The 20328-nt window shown below is 45.3% G+C and carries 15 protein-coding genes and 3 pseudogenes; 11 read left to right on the top strand and 7 right to left on the bottom strand.

Annotation, left to right across the window (positions count from 1 at the left end):
- Positions 1-178: 178 nt before the first annotated feature.
- Entirely contained in the window at positions 179-889 is a 711-nt protein-coding gene (locus ACH19P_RS13825; RefSeq protein ID WP_462159129.1) for a hypothetical protein, read from the top strand.
- Here ACH19P_RS13825 and ACH19P_RS13830 read toward each other — a convergent pair.
- From ACH19P_RS13830 to zntR, 4 genes are all read right to left on the bottom strand, one after another.
- Positions 884-1132 carry a DUF1289 domain-containing protein gene (locus ACH19P_RS13830; RefSeq protein WP_462159130.1) on the bottom strand — a complete coding sequence of 83 codons (249 nt, stop codon included), beginning with the start codon at positions 1130-1132 and terminating at the stop codon, positions 884-886. The two genes, ACH19P_RS13825 and ACH19P_RS13830, sit on opposite strands and share 6 nt — an antisense overlap.
- Before the next feature lie 70 nt (positions 1133-1202).
- Positions 1203-2315: a 1-acyl-sn-glycerol-3-phosphate acyltransferase gene (locus ACH19P_RS13835; protein WP_462159131.1), complete on the bottom strand. Its 1113-nt coding sequence runs from the start codon at positions 2313-2315 to the stop codon at positions 1203-1205.
- A gap of 74 nt (positions 2316-2389) precedes the next feature.
- Positions 2390-3637: an SO_0444 family Cu/Zn efflux transporter gene (locus tag ACH19P_RS13840; protein WP_462159132.1), complete on the bottom strand. Its 1248-nt coding sequence runs from the start codon at positions 3635-3637 to the stop codon at positions 2390-2392.
- Positions 3621-4034 (bottom strand): Zn(2+)-responsive transcriptional regulator, encoded by a 414-nt coding sequence (gene zntR, locus ACH19P_RS13845; RefSeq protein WP_462159133.1) that lies wholly within the window; start codon positions 4032-4034, stop codon positions 3621-3623. The genes ACH19P_RS13840 and zntR overlap by 17 nt, the downstream gene beginning before the upstream one ends.
- A gap of 138 nt (positions 4035-4172) precedes the next feature.
- Here zntR and ACH19P_RS13850 point away from each other — a divergent pair, with 138 nt between their 5' ends.
- Together ACH19P_RS13850 and ACH19P_RS13855 are read left to right on the top strand one after the other, a co-directional pair.
- Complete coding sequence (locus tag ACH19P_RS13850; RefSeq protein ID WP_462159134.1) at positions 4173-5117, top strand: D-2-hydroxyacid dehydrogenase; 945 nt, start codon at positions 4173-4175, stop codon at positions 5115-5117.
- Positions 5118-5259: 142 nt separating this feature from the next.
- Positions 5260-5637, top strand: coding sequence for a DUF3192 domain-containing protein (locus ACH19P_RS13855; protein ID WP_462159135.1), 378 nt, complete (start codon positions 5260-5262; stop codon positions 5635-5637).
- 41 nt (positions 5638-5678) lie between these two features.
- Here ACH19P_RS13855 and ACH19P_RS13860 read toward each other — a convergent pair whose 3' ends face one another.
- A complete protein-coding gene (locus ACH19P_RS13860; protein WP_462159136.1) occupies positions 5679-6581 on the bottom strand; it encodes a diguanylate cyclase in 903 nt (300 codons plus the stop codon).
- A gap of 434 nt (positions 6582-7015) precedes the next feature.
- Positions 7016-8416, bottom strand: a complete 1401-nt coding sequence (locus ACH19P_RS13865; protein ID WP_462159137.1) for a PhoH family protein — start codon at positions 8414-8416, stop codon at positions 7016-7018.
- A gap of 320 nt (positions 8417-8736) precedes the next feature.
- On the opposite strand from ACH19P_RS13865, the gene rapA reads away from it, so the two are divergent.
- The 3 genes and pseudogenes from rapA to ACH19P_RS13880 all read left to right on the top strand — a co-directional run bounded on the left by rapA (position 8737) and on the right by ACH19P_RS13880 (position 13315).
- Positions 8737-11628: an RNA polymerase-associated protein RapA gene (gene rapA / locus ACH19P_RS13870; protein WP_462159138.1), complete on the top strand. Its 2892-nt coding sequence runs from the start codon at positions 8737-8739 to the stop codon at positions 11626-11628.
- Positions 11629-11670: 42 nt separating this feature from the next.
- Positions 11671-12325, top strand: a pseudogene (rluA, locus tag ACH19P_RS13875) (bifunctional tRNA pseudouridine(32) synthase/23S rRNA pseudouridine(746) synthase RluA).
- Positions 12326-12433: 108 nt separating this feature from the next.
- Positions 12434-13315 (top strand): DUF3530 family protein, encoded by an 882-nt coding sequence (locus ACH19P_RS13880; protein WP_462159139.1) that lies wholly within the window; start codon positions 12434-12436, stop codon positions 13313-13315.
- Here ACH19P_RS13880 and djlA read toward each other — a convergent pair.
- Entirely contained in the window at positions 13298-14137 is an 840-nt protein-coding gene (gene djlA / locus ACH19P_RS13885; protein ID WP_462159140.1) for a co-chaperone DjlA, read from the bottom strand. The two genes, ACH19P_RS13880 and djlA, sit on opposite strands and share 18 nt — an antisense overlap.
- A gap of 387 nt (positions 14138-14524) precedes the next feature.
- On the opposite strand from djlA, the gene lptD reads away from it, so the two are divergent.
- The 5 genes and pseudogenes from lptD to apaG all read left to right on the top strand — a co-directional run bounded on the left by lptD (position 14525) and on the right by apaG (position 20325).
- Complete coding sequence (gene lptD, locus ACH19P_RS13890) at positions 14525-16843, top strand: LPS assembly protein LptD (RefSeq protein WP_462159141.1); 2319 nt, start codon at positions 14525-14527, stop codon at positions 16841-16843.
- A 13-nt stretch (positions 16844-16856) separates the two neighbouring features.
- Positions 16857-18150: pseudogene (gene surA / locus ACH19P_RS13895) on the top strand (peptidylprolyl isomerase SurA).
- 5 nt (positions 18151-18155) lie between these two features.
- Positions 18156-19149 (top strand): annotated as a pseudogene (gene pdxA, locus ACH19P_RS13900) (4-hydroxythreonine-4-phosphate dehydrogenase PdxA).
- Positions 19146-19952 carry a 16S rRNA (adenine(1518)-N(6)/adenine(1519)-N(6))-dimethyltransferase RsmA gene (rsmA, locus tag ACH19P_RS13905; protein WP_462159143.1) on the top strand — a complete coding sequence of 269 codons (807 nt, stop codon included), beginning with the start codon at positions 19146-19148 and terminating at the stop codon, positions 19950-19952. The pseudogene pdxA and the gene rsmA overlap by 4 nt, the downstream one beginning before the upstream one ends.
- Positions 19936-20325: a Co2+/Mg2+ efflux protein ApaG gene (gene apaG / locus ACH19P_RS13910; protein WP_347393854.1), complete on the top strand. Its 390-nt coding sequence runs from the start codon at positions 19936-19938 to the stop codon at positions 20323-20325. Before rsmA ends, apaG begins: the two co-directional genes overlap by 17 nt.
- The last annotated feature ends 3 nt before the right edge of the window (positions 20326-20328 follow it).

Below are 20328 nucleotides of genomic sequence, written 5' to 3' on the forward strand. Positions count from 1 at the left end.
CTTTTGATTGAATGCACACAAATGGCTTATGATAAAGATAGTATTTCACAACCTATTTTCCTAGAATAGGAAAAAATATAGACTGATTCATATATGTTTTTTCGTAAACTTAAAGTCGCATCGCACATACCCAGCGTATAGTGCTTAATAAGGATATAACAATAACTTACAGGTAGTTATGCAACAATCAATTAGCCGATTAAGGCTGTGTGTTATCACCTTGATATTAGTGTTAGCTGCATCGAATCACGCTCAGAGCTTTGAGCGCCCGAGTGTGTCTTTTAATAAGCCAATGGATACTGCACAAGCCAGATACGTCATAGATTTAATGACACGCGTATATGATCAGCTAGGTTACACGTTAGACATAGTTGATTATGCTCACCCGCAAGCATTAGAAGCGGCAGACCAAGGCATATTTGATGGCCAATTAGCGCGTATTGCCAACATCGAATCCCAGTACGAAAATCTGCTCAGAGTTAACTATCCACTGTTCAATTTTGAGCTTTTCATCCTCACTCGTTGCCAAGAGTGTGGCCTCGAAGAGTTAAATAGCATCGCCATGCGTAATGGCTATCCAGTGACTGAACAATACCTGGATGAACATCATTATCAAGGCCAGCGAATAAAAATTGAAAACGTCGCAGCGCAATTAAACCTGCTTGCCCAGAAACAAGTGGATGGAGTTGTTTTGTTGGATTTTCACCTGCAAAGTGAGATGAATTCAGGTATTGATTCACGCTTCCAGCGCCACCATCTAGCCAATTACTATAGTTATCACTATGTCCACAAACGACATGAACAGAGAATTCCGAAAATTCTGGCGGCATTAAAACAGTTAGAAGAACAAGGTGTGGTCAGTGAGCTCAAGGAAAAGTACGGTTTATAGGTCTAATTCACCTTGCTGAGATAGCGGAGGTGGAGCAGCTTGCTCTTGTTGTTGCTTTTGCAAAAAGCGTTTGTAACGTTGATGACACAACATACTGACGTGTCGCTTTTGCTCATCTGAAAACTGATTCCAGCCAAAGCGCTCTTCGCGAGAGCGATAACACCCCCGACAATAACCTCGATTATTGACTTCACACACCCCTTTGCAGGGGCTATCAATGGAAAATATTTCTAGCTGCTGCATCGGCACTTCTCACATAACCCTGTATTAACGTTAATGCGAGTCGCACCGAATTGCCAGCTAAAAATGGTCCTTACTGGTCCATCTCTTCCTTACGCAATACAGGTTTAGCATAAATAGCCATAACGAGGTCGCGTAAATGGTCAGGGATTGCGCTCATGCGTCTATCAAATTCTTTTACATCTTGGGATTCTGAATTAACGATGGCTTCGGCGTGTTGCGCCGCAATATAGTTCCCTGGGTGCAAATAAAACGACTCAAGGATTTGTTTATCGATAGTTTTAGCCAGATCTTCCGGTGTATCACAGTCATGATTGATCGGCTGCCCAAATGCTAAATGCACGTGCCCCTTGTCGGTGGTAAAACCATCAACAATGCTTTCAATATCCTCACCTGCTTGTTTCACATATTCACCATGGTGTTTCTTATGGTACAGCTCTTTAGCCTTCGCTAATGCACATGGTTCATATTGATAAGAAATTGAAACTGGAACAATTTTTAGCTCACGCACATAATCGGCAAATTCTTTCTTTTGCTTGCGCCCGTTTAGCTGCAACATTTTAAGTAAGGCTGGATCTGTTTGGTCGAAACCATCTTTAGTGCGCCCTTCTCGTTGCGCTATCCAAATACTGTGGCCGTCTGCTAGCGAGTCATATATGTATGCCGACAACTGCGTCAAAGCACGAAGCATTTCTTTTGGTGCTTTCGCTGAACGCTTCACGATGAAGCTTTTATTTAGACGCATCAACTCCGTGATATAGGGGATCTGTAGCAGGTTATCACCAATGGCAATACGTACTGTGTTCATATCGTATTGATGTAATCCAAAATTTACCAGCGCAGGGTCGAGTACGATATCTCTGTGGTTGGAAATAAACAGGTAAGCCTGATTCTTGTCCAATTCATCTAAACCTGAAAAGGTGACTTGGGATGTCGTGTTATTGATAATGCGCTCAAGGTAATGCACGACTTCCAGCTGCACTTGGCGCACCGTCTTAACTGAGCCCCATTTTCGTTTGAGTCCAGAACGCACAAGCGGGCGCGATAAAAAATGCACTTTCGCCAGCCAACTCGGCAAGTTATGCTTAGCTATCAAGTCTACAAACGCATTGTCGGCAATTAGCCTCGCAACCGCATCTGCTACTTCGTCATCATTGTAAGGTCTTATATCTGCATACTTATCCACGGCGTTCACCTTATTACTACAGGCAAAAAAACGGCGCTTATTGTATCGCGCCGTTGAGTTATTCGCTAAGTTTATCAACTCTTACCAGTGGACGGTACCATATTTGGTTGAAATTTAAGCCAAACTAAGCGCAACAGAAGTAATGCTAAAATGACTGCAGAACCCTGCGACAGCCAATGCGGTAGCACTTCATTATGATGCCCAGCCAACGGAATAACCTCAATACTGTATTCACCGACCAAAAAGTCAGTTAAGAAACCAAACAACAAGGCAACGCCAATCACGGCACTCAGATATGCAACAATTGCTCTGCGCCCTAACTCTTTACCGACCACACCCAAGGTTGCAATGTTTGTTGCGGGGCCGGCAAGCATAAACACCAATACTGAACCCGGTGACACACCCGCGAGCAACAAACCTGCAGCAATTGGTGTTGATGCTGTGGCACAGATATACATAGGAATACTGATCAACACCATCACAGTCATAGCGAGTAGGCCACTGCCCCACTGACTGAGATAAGATGTAGGAACATAGGTTTGTACCAAAGCTGCGAAAAAGAGACCAATCATTAACCATACTGCCGTGTCACTGAGCAACTTTGTAGCGCTAAAATGCAATGCCCGTTTAAGTTTAGCCAGTGCTGATTCTGTAGGCAGCGAGTTTGCTTTGGTGCTACAACAACTGCTTTGCTTTGCGTCCACTTTCGGTGTGCAACAGCTCGAATTCGATTCCGATATATTCGTTGCTTGGTCGGGCTGTTGTGTGGCTGTGTCCGCGTTTGAAGCACTTGCACAACACGATGTGGGCACGGGCTCTTGCTCCTCAGAACGACTCGAGCAACAAGTTTCAGCGCGCGATTGAGATGCACAACTGCTTGGTTTTTCTTGCGTGGTCTGAGCCACAGACCCTTTTTGTTCCGGCGCGCTTTCTTTGCCCACCAGCAACCCCGCGGTAATAGCACTACAGATGGCCGCTATTGGCCTGATCACCGCCATGAATGGCCCCAGTAGCACATAGGAAACCGACACCGAATCAACGCCTGTTTCAGGGGTCGACACTAAAAATGAGGTCGTGGCACTTTTTGACGCACCTGCCCGTCTGAGACCCACAGCCGCAGGGATCACACCACAAGAACACAGTGGCATTGGCGCACCAATTAACGCCGCTTTAACGGTTGTCCAAAATCCTTCTTTGCCGAGGTGTCGATGCAAAAAGTTTGCAGGTAGATAGACGTTCAGCAACCCGGCTAACGCTAAGCCGAGCATCAGCCAAGGTGCAGACAGTACAAACAGTTGCCAAAAGTTAATGATTAAGTCCATCGATATCCTCCAACGCAGTCAATATTGAACAATGCTCAGCCGGAGCTGTGGTACCACAGCAGTCTTTCGCGAGTTGAGATAACGACGCATGAAAACGTTGCAACTCAGCAATGCGTTCAGCCACCACATCACGCTTACGCAGGGTTAACTCTTTGACTTCTTGGCAGCTATGCTGCGCCTTTTCGAAATTGATTTTCAATAACTCAGCCACTTCTTCAAGGCTAAAACCAACGTCTTTAGCGCGACGAATAAAATTGAGCTGCGCTACATGCTTATCTGAATATTGACGATAGCCACTGTGATTTCGCTGTGGCTCGCTTAACAATCCTTGTTGTTCGTAATAACGCAACGTATCTGTGCTCATAGATACCTTTTTCGCTAATTCACCTATTCGCATATTTCATCCTTTTCGGCTGTTTTCGCTTCGATAAATTGATTATAAACCTTAGAGTAGACTCCAAGGTCAAGGATTTAATTTTGCTCTCAAGCACGGTCCATGAAAAACTAGACGCAAGTTTGAATATTGGAAAACGTCATGAAAATAGTCATGTTGGATATGGACACTTTAGGAGATAACTCTCTCGCCCCTATTGAATCTCTTGGGGAGTTTATCGCTTACCCACTTACCGATTCGCAAGAAGTGGTACCACGCCTTAAAAAAGCGCAAGTAGTGATCACCAACAAAGCAAAAATTAATCGTGAACACATGTTGGCACTACCAGACTTAAAGCTCATTTGTGTCGCAGCAACAGGCACCAATAATATAGATATCGCAGCAGCGAATGAGCTCGGCATCAGCGTGTGCAATGTGGCTGGTTATTCAACCTCGAGTTTAATTCAACACACTTTCACTATGATGTCGCTTCTATTAGGTAACATGCATCGCTACATCCAAGATACAGCTCAAGGCGCATGGCAACGCAGCGAGATGTTTTGTCGCTTGGATTACCCGATCAACGAACTGGCTGGAAAAACGCTGAGCATTGTTGGCTTTGGCGAACTAGGACAAGGGGTTGCCAAGGTAGCCAGCGCATTCGGTATGGAAGTACTCATCGCTGAACGCCAAGGACAAGCACCACGAGCAGGACGCGTGAGTTTCGAAGATGCACTACAGCGTGGTGATATTGTTTCTATCCATTGTCCTCTAACGGCCGACACCACAGGGCTTATCAATAAACAGACACTGGCAACGATGAAACACTCTGCGGTGCTCATCAATACCGCTCGCGGACCAATCATTAATGAAGCCGATTTGGCTGATGCACTGACAAACGATGTCATTGCGGGGGCAGCACTTGATGTACTCAGTGAAGAGCCTCCGCAATCGAGCAACCCGCTTATCCAGTATCGAGGCGACAATTTGCTTTTGACTCCGCATACTGCATGGGCTTCATCACAAGCACGAGATCGGTTAATCGCCCAATTGGCACTTAATATTCGTGCCTATACAAGTGGTAAAATTCGCAACCAAGTTAGTTAAATACACTAAAATTTTCCTAAAAAAGCTATACCAAGCTTTTTATGAAACAGTTAACTTATTGAAATATTTAAAATTTAAATTATTGGCATTGAACTTGAAAAGTAGTGGGTAAATAGACCAAACAACTAAAACGGAATCTAAAATGAAAAAAGTATTACTTTGCGCCCTTGTAGCCCTACCTATGTTGGGTGGTTGTGTTATTTCAGTGAACGATGGTGAAGCAGATGCTCATTGGGGTTCAAGTGATTGGCAAAAACAACAACGTGATAACCGCGAATTCATTACCAATCTAGACCTTAATAGTGCAGCCATGACAGTGAAAGATGCGCTTGGTACGCCAGATTTCAGCGAGTCTTTCAGCCATCAGGGTGAAACATACCAAGTGTTATTTTACGCCACACAAAGTGTAAAATCAGATGGTAAAATTAGTAAAAATGAATGCACGCCTTTGGTGTTTAAATCAGGCCGCTTGGTCAGTGTCGGTGAAAGTGCCTACCAAGCACTCGTAGGTAGCCTTTAATATTTATATATGAAAAAACAGCGCCTTGTGGCGCTGTTTTTTTATTCATATGAAGCAAAGCCATTGCGGCCGAGTTGCTTCGCTTTGTACATTGCTTTATCCGCTTGCTCCACCAACTCCATTTCGCAACTATCATCGCAACCATCAACAAAGGTAGTGGCCCCGATACTCACTGTAATACGATCGGCAACAGGCGAGTCTATGTGCGTGATGCTTAAATCGCGCACAACGTTACATAATTTATTTGCAAGCGCCATTGCGGTTTCATTCTCACTACCTGGTAGCACAGCGACGAATTCCTCTCCACCGTAACGAGCAACGAAGTCACTGCCACGTTGACAATTATTCACTAGAGCTTGCGCCACTCGTTTTAGACATTCGTCACCCTTCTGGTGTCCGTAATGATCGTTGTAGCGCTTGAAGAAGTCGATATCTATCATCAACACAGATAAAGGCAATCCGGCACGTGCACTGCGACGCCATTCTCGCGCAAAATGTTCATCGAAGTAACGTCGATTCGGGATTTCGGTAAGGCCATCAATGCTTGCCAACATTTCCAGCAAATCATTTTTTTGTTTAATGGTTAATTGATTCTTCACACGTGCTCGAACAATCGCGCTACCAAATGGTTTGGTTATGTAGTCCATAGCGCCTAGCTCTAGACCCTTCGCTTCGTCGTCATTGGAATCATTCGCAGAAATGATAATAACTGGAATAGCCTGTGTGCGTTCACCATGCTTCAACTGCTTAAGTGCCTCATAGCCATTCATTTGAGGCATGATGATATCAAGAAGAATGAGGTCGACCGTATTGTCTTCAAGCCAAGCGAACATCTCAATAGCACTGCTCACACAGTGAACTTGATATTTAGGAGTAAGGGTTTTTGTTAAAATTACTTGGTTTAATTCATCATCATCCACGACGAGAATTTTCGCTGACTTCATGAGCCTTCCTGTTTGCTATACCTTGTTCAACACCCATTACTAATCAGCAATATGTTGACATGTACGATTCAATTATTTAATCCGCTACTCGGGTCTGTTTATTTTTTCGGTTTACTTCATCTTCAATCTAAACGGCTGCATCTAAATTACAAAAAAGCAGTAAAGGTCAACAGACCCTAACATCAGTTTAGACTGGCCTGCCAGTGTTTACGTTATATTTGTCAGCCGTTTTTAGTGCGATGCTACAAAGATAATACCTAGCAGCTTAGAAGTGTTTGCTGAGTTTAACCTGAATATACCAGAGTGAATTTCAGACAACACCGAACTTCCATAAATCATACGCAAATTATATGCGTACACCAACTATGTTGTTGGTGTAGCTCAAAGTAATTCTGACTGCCCCTGCTATTTTAGGGCAAGAGCAGCCTTTCAAATTACAGATTTTCTTCTGCAAACGAAGCAAGACGACTGCGTACAACCCCATTGAGGTTAACGGTAGCACTGCCTTCAAAATCTTTGAATCGTTCGACAATATAAGTCAAACCTGATGTAACAGGAGTCAAATAGCTGCTGTCAATTTGCGCTAAATTCCCTGAACATATCAACTTAGTGCCACTCCCACATCGCGTGATGATAGTTTTCAATTGTGATGCTGTTAAGTTTTGGCTTTCATCAAGCAACACCACCGCATTTTGAATGCTACGACCACGCATAAAGTTCACAGACTTAAATTGGATATTGGCTTTTTCCATAATGTAGTTGCGACTGGAAATCGGGTTTTCATCACCTTTATGTAATACCTCTAAAGAATCAGTAATAGCAGCTAACCAAGGCGCCATTTTCTCCTCTTCCGTACCCGGTAAGAAACCAATAGATTCGGCTATTTCAGGCGTGTTTCGCGTGACGATAAGCTTATCGTAGGTTTTCTTTTCGATAATCATCTCTAACGCACATGCCAATGCCAATATAGTTTTACCACACCCAGCAGGCCCGGTAAGCAGCACCAGTTCCACATCAGGGTCGAGCAAGGCATCCATCGCCATCCCTTGATAGACATTTTTGGGTTTGATACCCCATGCACTGCGCGACATCAGCCGCTCTACCCCTAAATCTTTGAGGGTAATGTGCTCTTCATCATAACCCACAACACGCGCTGCAAAATGGCCACTGTCATCGAGTAGATATTCATTGGCAAACACATCCGGTACAAGGTTACGCGAGACATGGTGCAGCGCATCACGACCTTGCTGCTCTGTTTCACACTCGCCGACGTGCTGCCAAAAGTCACCCTCTACTTTTTTGTAGCCGGAAGTGAGTAAGGCTATGTCATCAATCAACTGGTCAGTACGATAATCTTCAACATAATGCAGCCCAGCACCTTTGGCTTTTAATCGCATGTTAATGTCTTTGGTGACTAACACCACTTTTGCCGTGCTGTATTGCTTTTGTAAGTACACGGCACAGTTAATAATGCGATGGTCATTTTCATTACCCGGCAAGCCAGAGATACTGTCCGCAAACAGGTGGTCGTTAACGATTATAAGCTTTCCTCGCGGTTGCTCTGGAGTGCGTTTATTGCTTGGCAATGTCACTCCCTGAAGCATTTGCTCTGGACTTGCATCGCGTAACACTTCATCCAAAGAACGAATCGCCACTCGCGCATCACGACTAACGTCACGTTTGCGGTCTTTGATATGGTCGAGTTCTTCGAGTACCGTCATCGGGATGATGACATCGTGTTCTTGGAAGGAGAGGAATGCAAGGGGTTCGTGGAGCAATACGTTAGTATCAAGGACGTACATCTTACTACTGTTAGCGTGGCGGTCTTTATCCATAGCGCAATCCTATTTGTCTTTATTATATCTGCACCTTTACGACTACAATGACAAGGTGGTGATGCCTTTAGGCATATTTCAAGTTTAGTCTATGAGCTGGAAAAGACGCTTTTATGACAATAAAAAATGTAAGAAAAAGTGCAAATTTACATTTGCAAAAATGACCGTCTTTTGCTGCTGTATATAATCTAAACAAGCGTTGCACTATTTATCAGTTTTAAGGTGATAATCGTAAATTAGCACGCTAATATAGCCGCCTTTTTTTGCTCGGGCACATGCGCCCTAGTTTTGGTATACAAAAAGTCGAGATTGAGCACGCAATGAATTTTTCCTTAGGCCAACGTTGGATCAGTGACACCGAATCAGATTTAGGATTAGGTACCGTAGTTGCATTGGAAGGACGCCAAGTAAACATATTGTTCCCCGCAAGTGGCGAAAGCCGCGTTTACGCGCAAGCGGAAGCGCCCGTCACCCGTGTGCTATTTAATCCCGGTGATGTAATACGCAGCGCTGACGAGTGGGAACTGACCGTTAGCCAAGTGACAGAAGAAAACGGCTTATATACCTATGTAGGTACGCGCGTTGATAATGACGAACCCACTGAACTAAAAGAAACGTTTCTCGATCACTTTATTAAGTTCAACAAGCCTCAAGACAGACTTTTTGCTGGCCAAATCGACCGTTTCGATTGCTATACTCTGCGCTACAATACGTGGCAACACAGATTCAATCGCGATCAATCACCACTAAAAGGCTTGATTGGTCAACGAGCGAGCTTGATTGAGCACCAGCTGCACATCGCCCGAGAAGTCGGTCAGCGTTTTGCGCCGCGCGTGTTACTAAGTGATGAAGTAGGTCTGGGTAAAACCATCGAAGCCGGCATGATTTTGCACCAACAACTACTGACGGGAAGAGCTTCTCGCGTCCTTGTGGTGGTTCCGGAGAACTTGCAACATCAATGGCTTGTGGAAATGCTGCGCCGCTTTAATCTAAAGTTTGCTATCTTCGACGAAGAGCGTTGTGCTGAAGCATTCGCAGACAGCCCGAACGTGTTTGAAACAGAACAGTTAGTGCTTACTAGCCTAGAGTTTTTAACCAAGAAAAAACGCTGGTTCGAACAAGCAACAATGGCGGATTGGGATCTCCTCGTGGTAGACGAAGCGCACCACTTGAGCTGGTCGGTAGATAAGCCAAGCACTGAATATTCACGCATAGAGGAATTAAGCCAAGACATCGCAGGCCTTATTCTCCTAACAGCAACGCCGGATCAATTAGGCCATCAAAGCCACTTTGCACGCCTAAAACTACTCGATCCAGATAGGTTCTATGACTACGACGCATTTGTTGAACAAGAGCGTCACTACAATGACATTGCCGATGCAGCCAATAGCATCATGCAAGAACAGGCATTAACAGAGCAACAAGCTCAGGTTTTGACAAACTTACTCGGAGCCCAAGGAGAAGCCTTGCTGGCTGATTTTAATGCCGGTGAGCAGCACGCCAAAGAACAGATTTTGGAGCAACTACTTGATCGCCACGGCACTGGGCGAATTCTCTTTCGCAACAGCCGCAGTGGTATCAGCGGCTACCCGCAGCGAATTTTGCATGCCTACCCAATGACCATGCCGAGCCAGTACAAAACGGCGATGAGTGTAATGGGTAACTTAGGCGGTTCGGCGCCAGTCGAACTCAGCGCTGTTCGCGCCCTATTCCCAGAAAAAATCTTCCAAGAATTTGAAGGCAAAGACGCAAGCTGGACGCAGTTCGACCCGCGTGTGCAGTGGTTAATCGACACCCTCAATGCTAATAAGCCCCAGAAGATGTTGGTGATCTGTGCCAAAGCAGAAACAGCCTTGAGCTTAGAGCAAGCCTTGCGTGAGCGTGAGGGTATTAAAGCCGCAGTGTTCCACGAAGGCATGAGCATTATAGAGCGTGACCGAGCTGCCGCATTCTTCGCTGATTTGGAAGACAGTGCCCAAGTACTGATTTGCTCTGAAATTGGTTCAGAAGGTCGTAACTTCCAGTTTGCGCATCATATGGCCTTATTCGACCTACCGCTAAACCCTGATTTGTTAGAGCAGCGCATCGGTCGACTTGACCGTATTGGCCAAACACAAGACATTAAAATACATGTGCCCTACTTCGAAGACAGCGCGCAGCAAACTCTGTTACGTTGGTACCACGAAGGTCTAAATGCGTTCGAGCACACGTCAACCACGGGCCATATGCTCAATCAGGAGTTTGGCGATGAGTTATTGCAATTATTGGCAGCAAAAGAATACCAAGATGAGTCATTAAGTGAGCTCCTAGAGCGCGTTAGCACGCGCTATCAAGCACTTAAGGCACAGATGGAATCAGGCCGTGACCGCTTGCTGGAATTGCACTCAAGTGGCCAAGGTAAGTCAGAGCACTTGGTGCAAGACATCAGCGCAATGGACGACGACTTCACCCTTCCTACATACATGATTAACGTGTTTGATACCTGGGGCGTAAATCAAGAAGACAAAGGTGAAAATAGCATCATCTTGAAGCCGACTGAGCACATGCTGGGCGCGAACTTCCCATTTCTAAAAGATGAAGGTATCAGTGTCACCTTTGACCGTGATACCGCGTTGGCACAAGAAGACTTACACTTCCTAAGCTGGGATCACCCCATGGTCGAAGGCGCCATGGACATGATTTGCGATGACGACTTTGGTACTGCGTCTGTAGCTTTGTTAAAAAACAAAAAGCTACCAGCAGGCACCTATTTTGTAGAGCTCATTTATATCGCTGAAGCCATGGCACCGAAGGCACTGCAATTAGGACGCTACTTGCCACCAACACCGATTCGCGTGCTGCTAGATAAAGGCGGCAATAACCTCGGTGAAAACGTGGCTTTTGATGCCTTCAACCAACAACTCAACGCTGTTGGCCGCCAGACAGCATCAAAACTCGTAAATGCCTTACAAAGTGCGATTCACCCGCTAATTGAACAAGGCAACGAACTGGCGCAAACCACCATGGAGACCTTACGCGTCAATGCCAAAACAGCGATGCATCAGGCTGTAGACAGTGAGCTTGAGCGTTTGACGAGCTTGAAGGAAATCAATCCAAACATTCGTGATGAAGAGCTGACTCACTTCCAGAAAAGTCGCACGCAAATGGATGAATACATTGATAAAGCCAAAGTAAAGCTCGACGCTATCCGCTTAATCGTTGTCAGCCACTAGGCATTTCATTAAAATGGCCGGCCTTAATTGATGAGGCTGGTCATGCTGTTAAACTACAATCCCCCGCGATTTCCTTACCTGAATATTATTTATCAAGACGATGATTCTGCTGATCCTTGATAAACCAAGCGGATTGCTGACCGTCCCAGGTAAAGACCCGAAACATGCAGACTGCTTAATCCGTCGCGCCAACTTAGTATTTCCGACTGCGAAAATTGTGCATCGCCTAGATATGGCCACATCTGGGGTTATCTGTTTAGCCTTAAACAAAGAAGCACATCGCAATTTGAGTATGCAGTTTCAAGAGCGCCACACAGCCAAAGAATACATAGCTATCGTCGAAGGTTACCTCGAGCCGAAGCAAGGGTCGGTTGATTTACCGCTGATTTGTGATTGGCCAAACCGCCCAAAGCAGATGGTGGATATGGAAAACGGTAAGCCTTCACTCACACACTACCAAGTATTAAGTACACTAAACAACGCCTCTCGTGTGCAATTAACGCCTGTGACTGGGCGCAGCCATCAATTAAGAGTACATATGCTGTCACTCGGTCATGTGATTTTGGGCGACAGACTTTACGCTCACCCCGAGGCGAAAGCGCGCGCACAACGCTTACAATTGCACGCTCATTGGTTGACGATTGCCCACCCAAGTACGGGAGAATCGCTTACCTTTACAGCGCCGTGTCCGTTCTAAGCACTGCGCAAAAAACTCAGGTCAATATCCGCTAAACTTTTATCTGTGTTGGCCGATGTAAACTCATGATATCTATAATTTCACGCTGGGTTCGTTGTGAGTTTTTATATGCGTAATTGGGTTTTTGCAATCAGTGTTATAGCCACTTTGTCAGGCATTGTGCCTGCAACCGATGCGCACGCAATGAGCTTAGATGAACCTGTGAGTTTGCTGGCACAGGGAGAGGAATTTGAAGTCGTGCACCGCCCTTACATGGCACCGGTTCACCGCGGTACCTTGATTTTTTTTGCTCCCCTACTGGACCCCGTTGGCGCCAAAGCTGGCTTTACTCAGTTGCGCAACGCATTAAGTCACAAAGGCTACGACAGCTATTTGGTGATCACCCGCGCAAGCTTTACTATGTCAGATGTTGAAGACGTCGCAGCTGCAGCTGAAACTCCAACAGCGCCAGCCGATGAAAATTCAGCACCGGCAGACACTGAGACTCCCGCACAAGCGAATGCCCCTTCAGCGTCAGAGCAAAGCTATGTGCCGCCCTTTCAAGTACCTACACAAATTGTGGATTTAGATACGTACAAAAGTCAGTTACTCGCACAACTCGAATCCGTGATGGAAAAAGCACAGGAATCTGAAAAGCCGATTAGTCTATTTGCGGTTGGCCAGAGTGCAGGTCTACTGAGTGAGTATTTCACCGAATATCCAGATTTGCCTTTGCAGGCGATTGTAGCATTTAACACTTATTTGCCAGATCCAGAGCGCAACCGACACATCAGTGCCAACTTCTCAATAATCGCGCCTGCGGTATTTGATATCAGAGACACTCATGCTTCAAATTGGTCACAAGCGCTTGTGGAGCAAAGTAATATGTGGGCGCAAAGGAATCAGAAACTCGACTATCGCCAGGTTAACTTACTTGATGAAATTGATAATCCGCAGCAAACAGCACGGATATCACAAGAAATCGACGGCTTTTTACGCCGCCTTTTTTAAATATTCATACGCTGCCTGAATATCTTGGCTTTTCTTCTGTGCTAATTTCATCATGTGCTCAGGCAAGCCCTGAGAAACCAGTTTATCTGGGTGATGTTGTGACATCAGTTTTCGGTAAGCTTTTTTGACCGTTCGTTCGTCAGCACCTTCTTCCAGACCAAGTATATTCAACGCCTGAGCACGACTCATACCGCTGCTCGCTGTGTTTTGTGAGCCTCGACTATGGCTCCCTTGTTGATGAAAGCGTTGCTGCTGCTGGCGAAAAGCAAACTCAGCTTGATAGCGTTTTAAAATAAAACTGAAGTGGGTTTTGCTCACTCCCAATCCTTTAGCAACTTGCTCTAACAACGCTTTTTCTTGAGGTGCTAAATGGCCATCACTAAACGCCATTTGAATTTGAATTTCGAGAAATAATTGAATCAGGTCAAAACGCCCGGCAAAATGCTCTCGGAACTCACGCAGCGTGCTGTTCATTGAAAAATCAGCTTCTTTACCGGCTCGAAAGGCATGTTGAGCTTCCTTTTTATCCTCGCCAGTCAGCCCCATTTCATCCATAAATTGAGTAGCGGCGCGAATATGTAGTTCATTTACACGCCCGTTAGACTTGGCAATGTGTCCCATAACGGCAAAGCAACTGGAAAAAAATAAAGCTTGTCGTTGAGAGATGGATTCGTTATCAAAAAAACCGCGGAAGCCGCCCGCTTTATCGAAGTCTTGCTTCAGACTTTTATCGAACATGTGGCCGATAAATAAACCTAACAAAGCACCAAATACCTTGCCGAACATAAAGCCGAAACAGGCACCGAGAATTTTACCCCACATTACTGCTTTTTCCTTGATCTGACCGAGCCCTCTCATAGTGACCAAAAATACGCTAAGTAACAAGGGCTTTAGCACGGCTTTAAGATATTGCCGTGAAGATAAAAATGGCCATTTTGTCAGCACATGGCAGATGTAATTAATACAAAATTGCTTTATTATGTCATGCTTAGTTCCAAGGGCTATTCACCCCTTGATGTATGGATTTTTATTGTTACCTAAGTATTTGCACACGCAAATAACAGATATGACAAATACTGTGAGTGCAGCAAAGCAATTACGCTTTATTAGGTGACAGGTTAAGGGCAGCGAGCAAAGTAATCGCTGCAAACAAATTTAGCAAAGGTTTGCCAAACCTCATGCTATTGGCAAGTAAGCTAAGGTGAGTCGATGAATAAATTATGGGGCATGATAGCGATAGCCCTATATGGAACCCAAGCCAGTGCCGCATCTTCGGCGACTGAGCAGCAAGCGGATGCCAACAACCAAATCAATTCAACGGTTAATGCCGTTGCTTTTCCTAATGATGCAAGCAATGCCCCACACTGCCTTGATGTGTCTCGCCAAGCAACATGGTTAGCACCCGATCTGCCATTTGGCACAATTGAAATAGTGGCCGACGACGTAGAGTTAATCGGCCAAGACAGCGCACATTTTGTGGGTGATGTGGATATCAGTACCCGCACGATGAGTTTATCCGCACAATCGGCGTTAATTGATAAACAACAAGGTTTACTGAACGCAAAAGGGCCGCTGACTTATCAAGATGGTGCCGCCATTATTACCAGCCGTGGTTTAAAAGCAAACCTAGATGATTCCAACGTTAATTTGCTCGGCGCTGATTATAAACTAACGCAACAACAGGGTCGCGGTGGCGCAGAGCAACTTCAGGTTTCTGAAGAGGGATTGTTTTTAACGAACGCCAGTTTCACGACCTGCCCTGTCGACAATGAAACGTGGTCGATCAGTGCCAACAAAATTATTCTTTCTCAAGAGGAAGGATGGGGTGAAACCTATGGCACAACATTACGTATCTACGACACTCCCGTGTTGTACTTGCCGTATTTTACTTTTCCAATTAACGATCAAAGAAAAACGGGCTTTTTAGCACCTCAGCTATCAAGTTCAAACCGCTTTGGTCTAGAAACCGTAACGCCGTATTACATCAACCTTGCTCCCAATTACGACCTGACTTTGACACCGCGCTACATGTCTGAAAAGGGCTTGCAGCTGCAATCAGAGTTTCGCTATCTGACTAAAACTAGCCAAGGTCTCTTGGGATTGGAGTATTTAGATTCCGACGACTCTGATCCTGAGCTAGGAAGTCGCTATTTGTATCATTGGACACAACAAAGCTATTTTAGTGACTCATGGCGCGCCGGCGTTGATATTACTAATGTGAGTGATGACAACTACCTGACGGATCTGAATTCCAATTACGCCACAAAAACCGACACGCATTTGGCGCGTTCAGCCATTTTAACGCACTTAGGCGAGCGTTGGCGTACCGATATCCAGGTGCAAGATTACGAAGTACTGGGCGATCACTTAGAATCTTACACTGCTTTGCCTCGTGTACAGTTTTCACAAATTTTACCCTACCAACTAGGTTGGTTTGATGCGTCAATTAACGGTGAAGTGAGCCATTTTCGTAATAGCACGCGAGCAATAGACGAAGCCACTCGGATTCACTTAGAGCCGAAATTACGTTTCAGCGAAGAGCGCTATGCGTGGTCATTTTTATCTGAATTAAGTGTGTTGCACACATATTACGACCAACAAGGTGATTTAACTGGCACGACGTATGAAGAATCGGTGAGTCGTACACTGCCTAAGCTACGTTTATACAGCCAACTAAACTTCGAACGTGATACCAGCTTATTTGTTGATGATGGTATCCAGACATTCGAACCGCAGATTCAGTATTTGTATACACCGAACAAGGACCAAAACAATATTGGTCTGTACGACACGACCAAACTGCAAGACGACTTTTTTGGTTTGTTCCGTGATCGTCGTTTTTCCGGTGTTGACCGTATTGCGGCTGCAAACCAAATCACTTTGGGTGCCACAACACGCGTATTCGACAAAAGTAATGAAGAAGTTTTCAACTTAAGTGCAGGTCAAATTTTCTATCTATCAGAGTCGGCAAAGCCAACAGCACAAGACTTCGCAACAGAAACAACCTATAACTCATTGTTTGCCAGTGAAGCCATGTGGCATTGGCACCGCCGTTGGTACCTTTCTGGGGGTATCCAATATGACATCGATGGTAGTCAAATGATCCAATCTCATCTGACGCTCGATTACAAAGGTGACGATAACGAGTTAGTCCAATTGAACCATCGCTATGCAAACGATGTCTCAGGGAATACAATTGAGCAAGTCGGTATGTTTACCAGTGTGCCCATAAACGACAATTGGCAATTTGTTGCAAGCTATCATCGCGACATCGAGTCTGGTCGTAGTATCGAGGTCATCTCTGGGGTACAGTACGAATCATGCTGTTGGGCCATTCAAGTAACAGGCCGCAGGCAAATTGAAACGGACTTGAATCAAAGTATTAACCAAGAACAAGCGGTCTTCGACTCGGGGATCGGCATCAAATTTGTCCTAAAAGGGCTTGGAGGCAAAAGCAGTTATGATGCACAACAGATACTCAAAGAAGGCATTTTTGGCTATCGTCGCCCCTATTTCCTTACCAATTAAAGCAATAAGAAATATGAATTTAAAACAGATTTTAGCTACCAGTTTACTTGCCCTTGGCCTATGCCAAAGCGCAATTGCAAAACCACAAATGATTGACCAAGTAGTTGGTATCGTAAACGAAGGTGTGATTCTACAAAGTGAAGTTGACACCATCGTTAATCGCGTTAAAGCGCAAGCCGAACTAAGCGGCCAAGAATTACCAAGCGACAGTGCACTTCGTGTGCAAGCAATTGAACGTTTGATTGAACAAACCTTATTGCTGCAAATGGCAGAACGTATGGGTATGGATATTTCGGATGGTCAATTAGATGGCACACTTGCCAATATGGCGCGTGAGCAAGGCGGTACTATCGCCGATATGCGTCGCTCTGTCGAAGCTTCTGGTGAGAATTTTCAGCAATTCCGCGAAGACATGCGTAAAGAAATCACGACCCAACAGGTACTGCGTGCGAATGTCGACCGTCGTATTTATATCAGCTTACAAGAGATTGATAACCTGCTGAAAATCATGGATCAGCAAGGTGGTAACAGTGAAGAGTACGACATCGGCCATATTCTTATCGATATTCCAAGCGGTGCGACTGCAGAAGAAATTGCCAGTGCGCAAGATCGTGCGACCCGAGTCATTGAGATGTTGGGTGAAGGCCAAGAATTTAAGCGCATTGCCATTGCTTCTTCGAGCGGTTCAAAAGCACTGGACGGTGGCCAACTCGGTTGGATGAGTACTAACGAAATGCCATCACTTTTTGCTGAAGCTGTAAAAGGTAAGAAGAAAGATGACGTTATCGGTCCACTGCGCAGTGGCGCGGGTTTTCACATCATCAAAGTACAAGATGTACGTGGTCGCCAAGTTGTAGAGACTGTAGAAGTTCGTTCTCGTCATATCTTACTTAAGCCATCCATTATCTTAAGCGAAGACAAAGCACGTTCAATGCTTGAAGGCTTTGTTAAAGATTTACGAGCAGGGTCGGCAGATTTCGCTGAGCTTGCAAAAGAATACTCAGAGGACCCTGGTTCTGCACTGAAAGGGGGTGAATACGATTGGACGGATCCAACGACTTATGTACCCGCCTTCCGTGACACACTTATGTCTCTCGAAAAAGATGAGAATCAGTGAGCCGTTTCGTTCAACATTCGGCTGGCACATTGTACAGCTATTGGACAAGCGAGTAGCCGACAAAACGGATTTGGCGAAACGAAACCGCGCGCAACAAATGTTGTACAACCGTAAGTTCAAAGAAGAAAGCTTTGCGTTCCAGCAGGAAATACGTGAGCAAGCGCACATCGATATTTTCGCTGAGGAATAACAGTTATGACAATGCGTATCGCAGTCACACCGGGTGAGCCGGCAGGCGTTGGCCCTGATTTACTTATCGAGTTAGCGCAATCTGGTTGGGATGCGCAATTGGTTGCGATTGCTGATGCGCAATTATTACGTCAACGCGCAGCTGTTTTAGGGTTAAATTTGACGCTTGTTCCATTTGATGACCAAGCAGATGCACAACCCACGCCACCTGGCACTTTGTATTTGCATCAAGTTGATCTAGCGACTGAGGTCGTCGCAGGTGAATTGAATGAGCAAAATGGCGAGTACGTGCTCGACACCTTGCGCATCGCTTGTGAAAAAAACATGGATGGGACTTTTGATGCGGTGGTCACCGGCCCTGTACACAAAGGTATTATCAATAAAGCGGGGATTTCCTTCAGCGGTCACACTGAGTATTTTGCTCAGCAATCCAATACCCCTGATGTAGTGATGTTACTGGCTACTGAGGGTCTACGTGTCGCACTCGTTACTACTCACATTCCGCTGGCGTATGTGGCCAAAGCCATTACGCCTGAACGTCTTGAAAAAGTAATTGGTATTCTTGATCATGACCTACGCACCAAGTTTGGTTTGGCCTCCCCACGCATTCTAGTCTGTGGTTTGAACCCACACGCAGGTGAAGGTGGTCATTTAGGTCGTGAAGAAATCGATGTAATTACACCGACACTTGACGCGTTGAATGCACAAGGCATGAATTTAGTGGGCCCACTGCCTGCTGACACCCTATTCCAAGATAAATACCTCAATGATGCGGATGCCGTGCTCGCAATGTATCACGATCAAGGTTTACCTGTGTTAAAATATAAGGGTTTTGGTAATTCAGTTAATATCACCCTTGGCCTTCCATTTATCCGGACCTCCGTAGATCACGGTACAGCACTCGAATCTAGCGGCAACAGGCCAAGCTGATGCTGGCAGTTTTAGAGTCGCCTTGAGTGAGGCGATCAAACTGGCAAGCAAAAAAGCGCAGAGACAATGACAGATAAAGTACACTTAGGGCACCGAGCGCGTAAACGCTTCGGGCAAAACTTCCTCAATGATGACACCATTATTGACAAAATCGTAACCGCTATCGACCCGCGTGTGGGTGATAACTTGGTTGAAATTGGTCCAGGTTTGGGTGCAATCACTGAGCCTGTAACCGAGCTGACTGACCATCTGACGGTGGTTGAGCTCGATAAAGACCTTGCAGAGCGATTAATCCATCACCCATTTATGGCACCAAAATTAACGGTGCATCAGGGTGATGCCATGAAGTTCGACTTCTCGAGCTTACTTAAAGGCGACAAGAAACTAAAGATTTTTGGTAACTTGCCTTACAACGTATCAACGCCGTTGTTATTCCACTTGTTTGACTACGTAGATGACGTTGAACACATGCATTTTATGTTGCAAAAAGAAGTTGTGAATAGAATGGTTGCTTCACCAGGCAGCAAAGCATTTGGGCGCTTAAGCGTGATGACACAGTATTATTGCCATGCCATCCCAGTCATTGAAGTGCCACCGACTTGCTTTAAACCGGCGCCTAAAGTCGATTCAGCAGTTGTAAGATTGGTGCCTAAAAACCCAGATCAACGCACAGCTAAAAGCACTAAATTGTTAAACACAGTATGTTTAGAAGCGTTTAACCAACGTCGCAAAACGTTAAGAAACAGCTTAGCCAATTTACTGGATGCTTCGCAGTTGGAAGCATTAGGCATCGACCCAAGTGTTCGTGCCGAAAGCCTTAGTTTGAAACAATTTATCGATATCGCGAATTGGTTATATGACAACAAGCAGTAGTTCAGACTCAGCCATCAAAGTTATGGTTGAGACGTTTTATGTTGAAGGCCAGTCTGAGCCAGAAAAAGATAAATACGTATTTGCTTACAACATTACGATTAAAAACCACAGTTTAAGCAGCGCTAAATTGCTCAGCCGTTATTGGTTGATCACCGATGCAAATGGCAAAGAAGTGGAAGTAGAAGGCGAAGGTGTTGTCGGCGAGCAGCCAATTATTGGCCCCGGCGAAAGTTACAGTTACACCAGTGGAGCTGTACTCGATACGCCGGTAGGTACAATGCAAGGTTATTATGTGATGCGCAGTGAATTCGGCAATGAGTTTCAAGCACCCATTGATGTTTTTCGCTTAAGCTGTCCAAATATTCTGCACTAAAAT

This window comes from Pseudoalteromonas sp. GB56, assembly GCF_054923835.1.

Coding starts and splice junctions, on each gene's coding strand:
- ACH19P_RS13825 (WP_462159129.1), top strand. CDS start 179: ATGCAACAATCAATTAGCCGATTAAGGCTGTGTGTTATCACCTTGATA.
- ACH19P_RS13830 (WP_462159130.1), bottom strand. CDS start 1,132: ATGCAGCAGCTAGAAATATTTTCCATTGATAGCCCCTGCAAAGGGGTG.
- ACH19P_RS13840 (WP_462159132.1), bottom strand. CDS start 3,637: ATGGACTTAATCATTAACTTTTGGCAACTGTTTGTACTGTCTGCACCT.
- zntR (WP_462159133.1), bottom strand. CDS start 4,034: ATGCGAATAGGTGAATTAGCGAAAAAGGTATCTATGAGCACAGATACG.
- ACH19P_RS13850 (WP_462159134.1), top strand. CDS start 4,173: ATGAAAATAGTCATGTTGGATATGGACACTTTAGGAGATAACTCTCTC.
- ACH19P_RS13855 (WP_462159135.1), top strand. CDS start 5,260: ATGAAAAAAGTATTACTTTGCGCCCTTGTAGCCCTACCTATGTTGGGT.
- ACH19P_RS13860 (WP_462159136.1), bottom strand. CDS start 6,581: ATGAAGTCAGCGAAAATTCTCGTCGTGGATGATGATGAATTAAACCAA.
- ACH19P_RS13865 (WP_462159137.1), bottom strand. CDS start 8,416: ATGGATAAAGACCGCCACGCTAACAGTAGTAAGATGTACGTCCTTGAT.
- rapA (WP_462159138.1), top strand. CDS start 8,737: ATGAATTTTTCCTTAGGCCAACGTTGGATCAGTGACACCGAATCAGAT.
- ACH19P_RS13880 (WP_462159139.1), top strand. CDS start 12,434: ATGCGTAATTGGGTTTTTGCAATCAGTGTTATAGCCACTTTGTCAGGC.
- djlA (WP_462159140.1), bottom strand. CDS start 14,137: ATGTGGGGTAAAATTCTCGGTGCCTGTTTCGGCTTTATGTTCGGCAAG.
- lptD (WP_462159141.1), top strand. CDS start 14,525: ATGAATAAATTATGGGGCATGATAGCGATAGCCCTATATGGAACCCAA.
- rsmA (WP_462159143.1), top strand. CDS start 19,146: ATGACAGATAAAGTACACTTAGGGCACCGAGCGCGTAAACGCTTCGGG.
- apaG (WP_347393854.1), top strand. CDS start 19,936: ATGACAACAAGCAGTAGTTCAGACTCAGCCATCAAAGTTATGGTTGAG.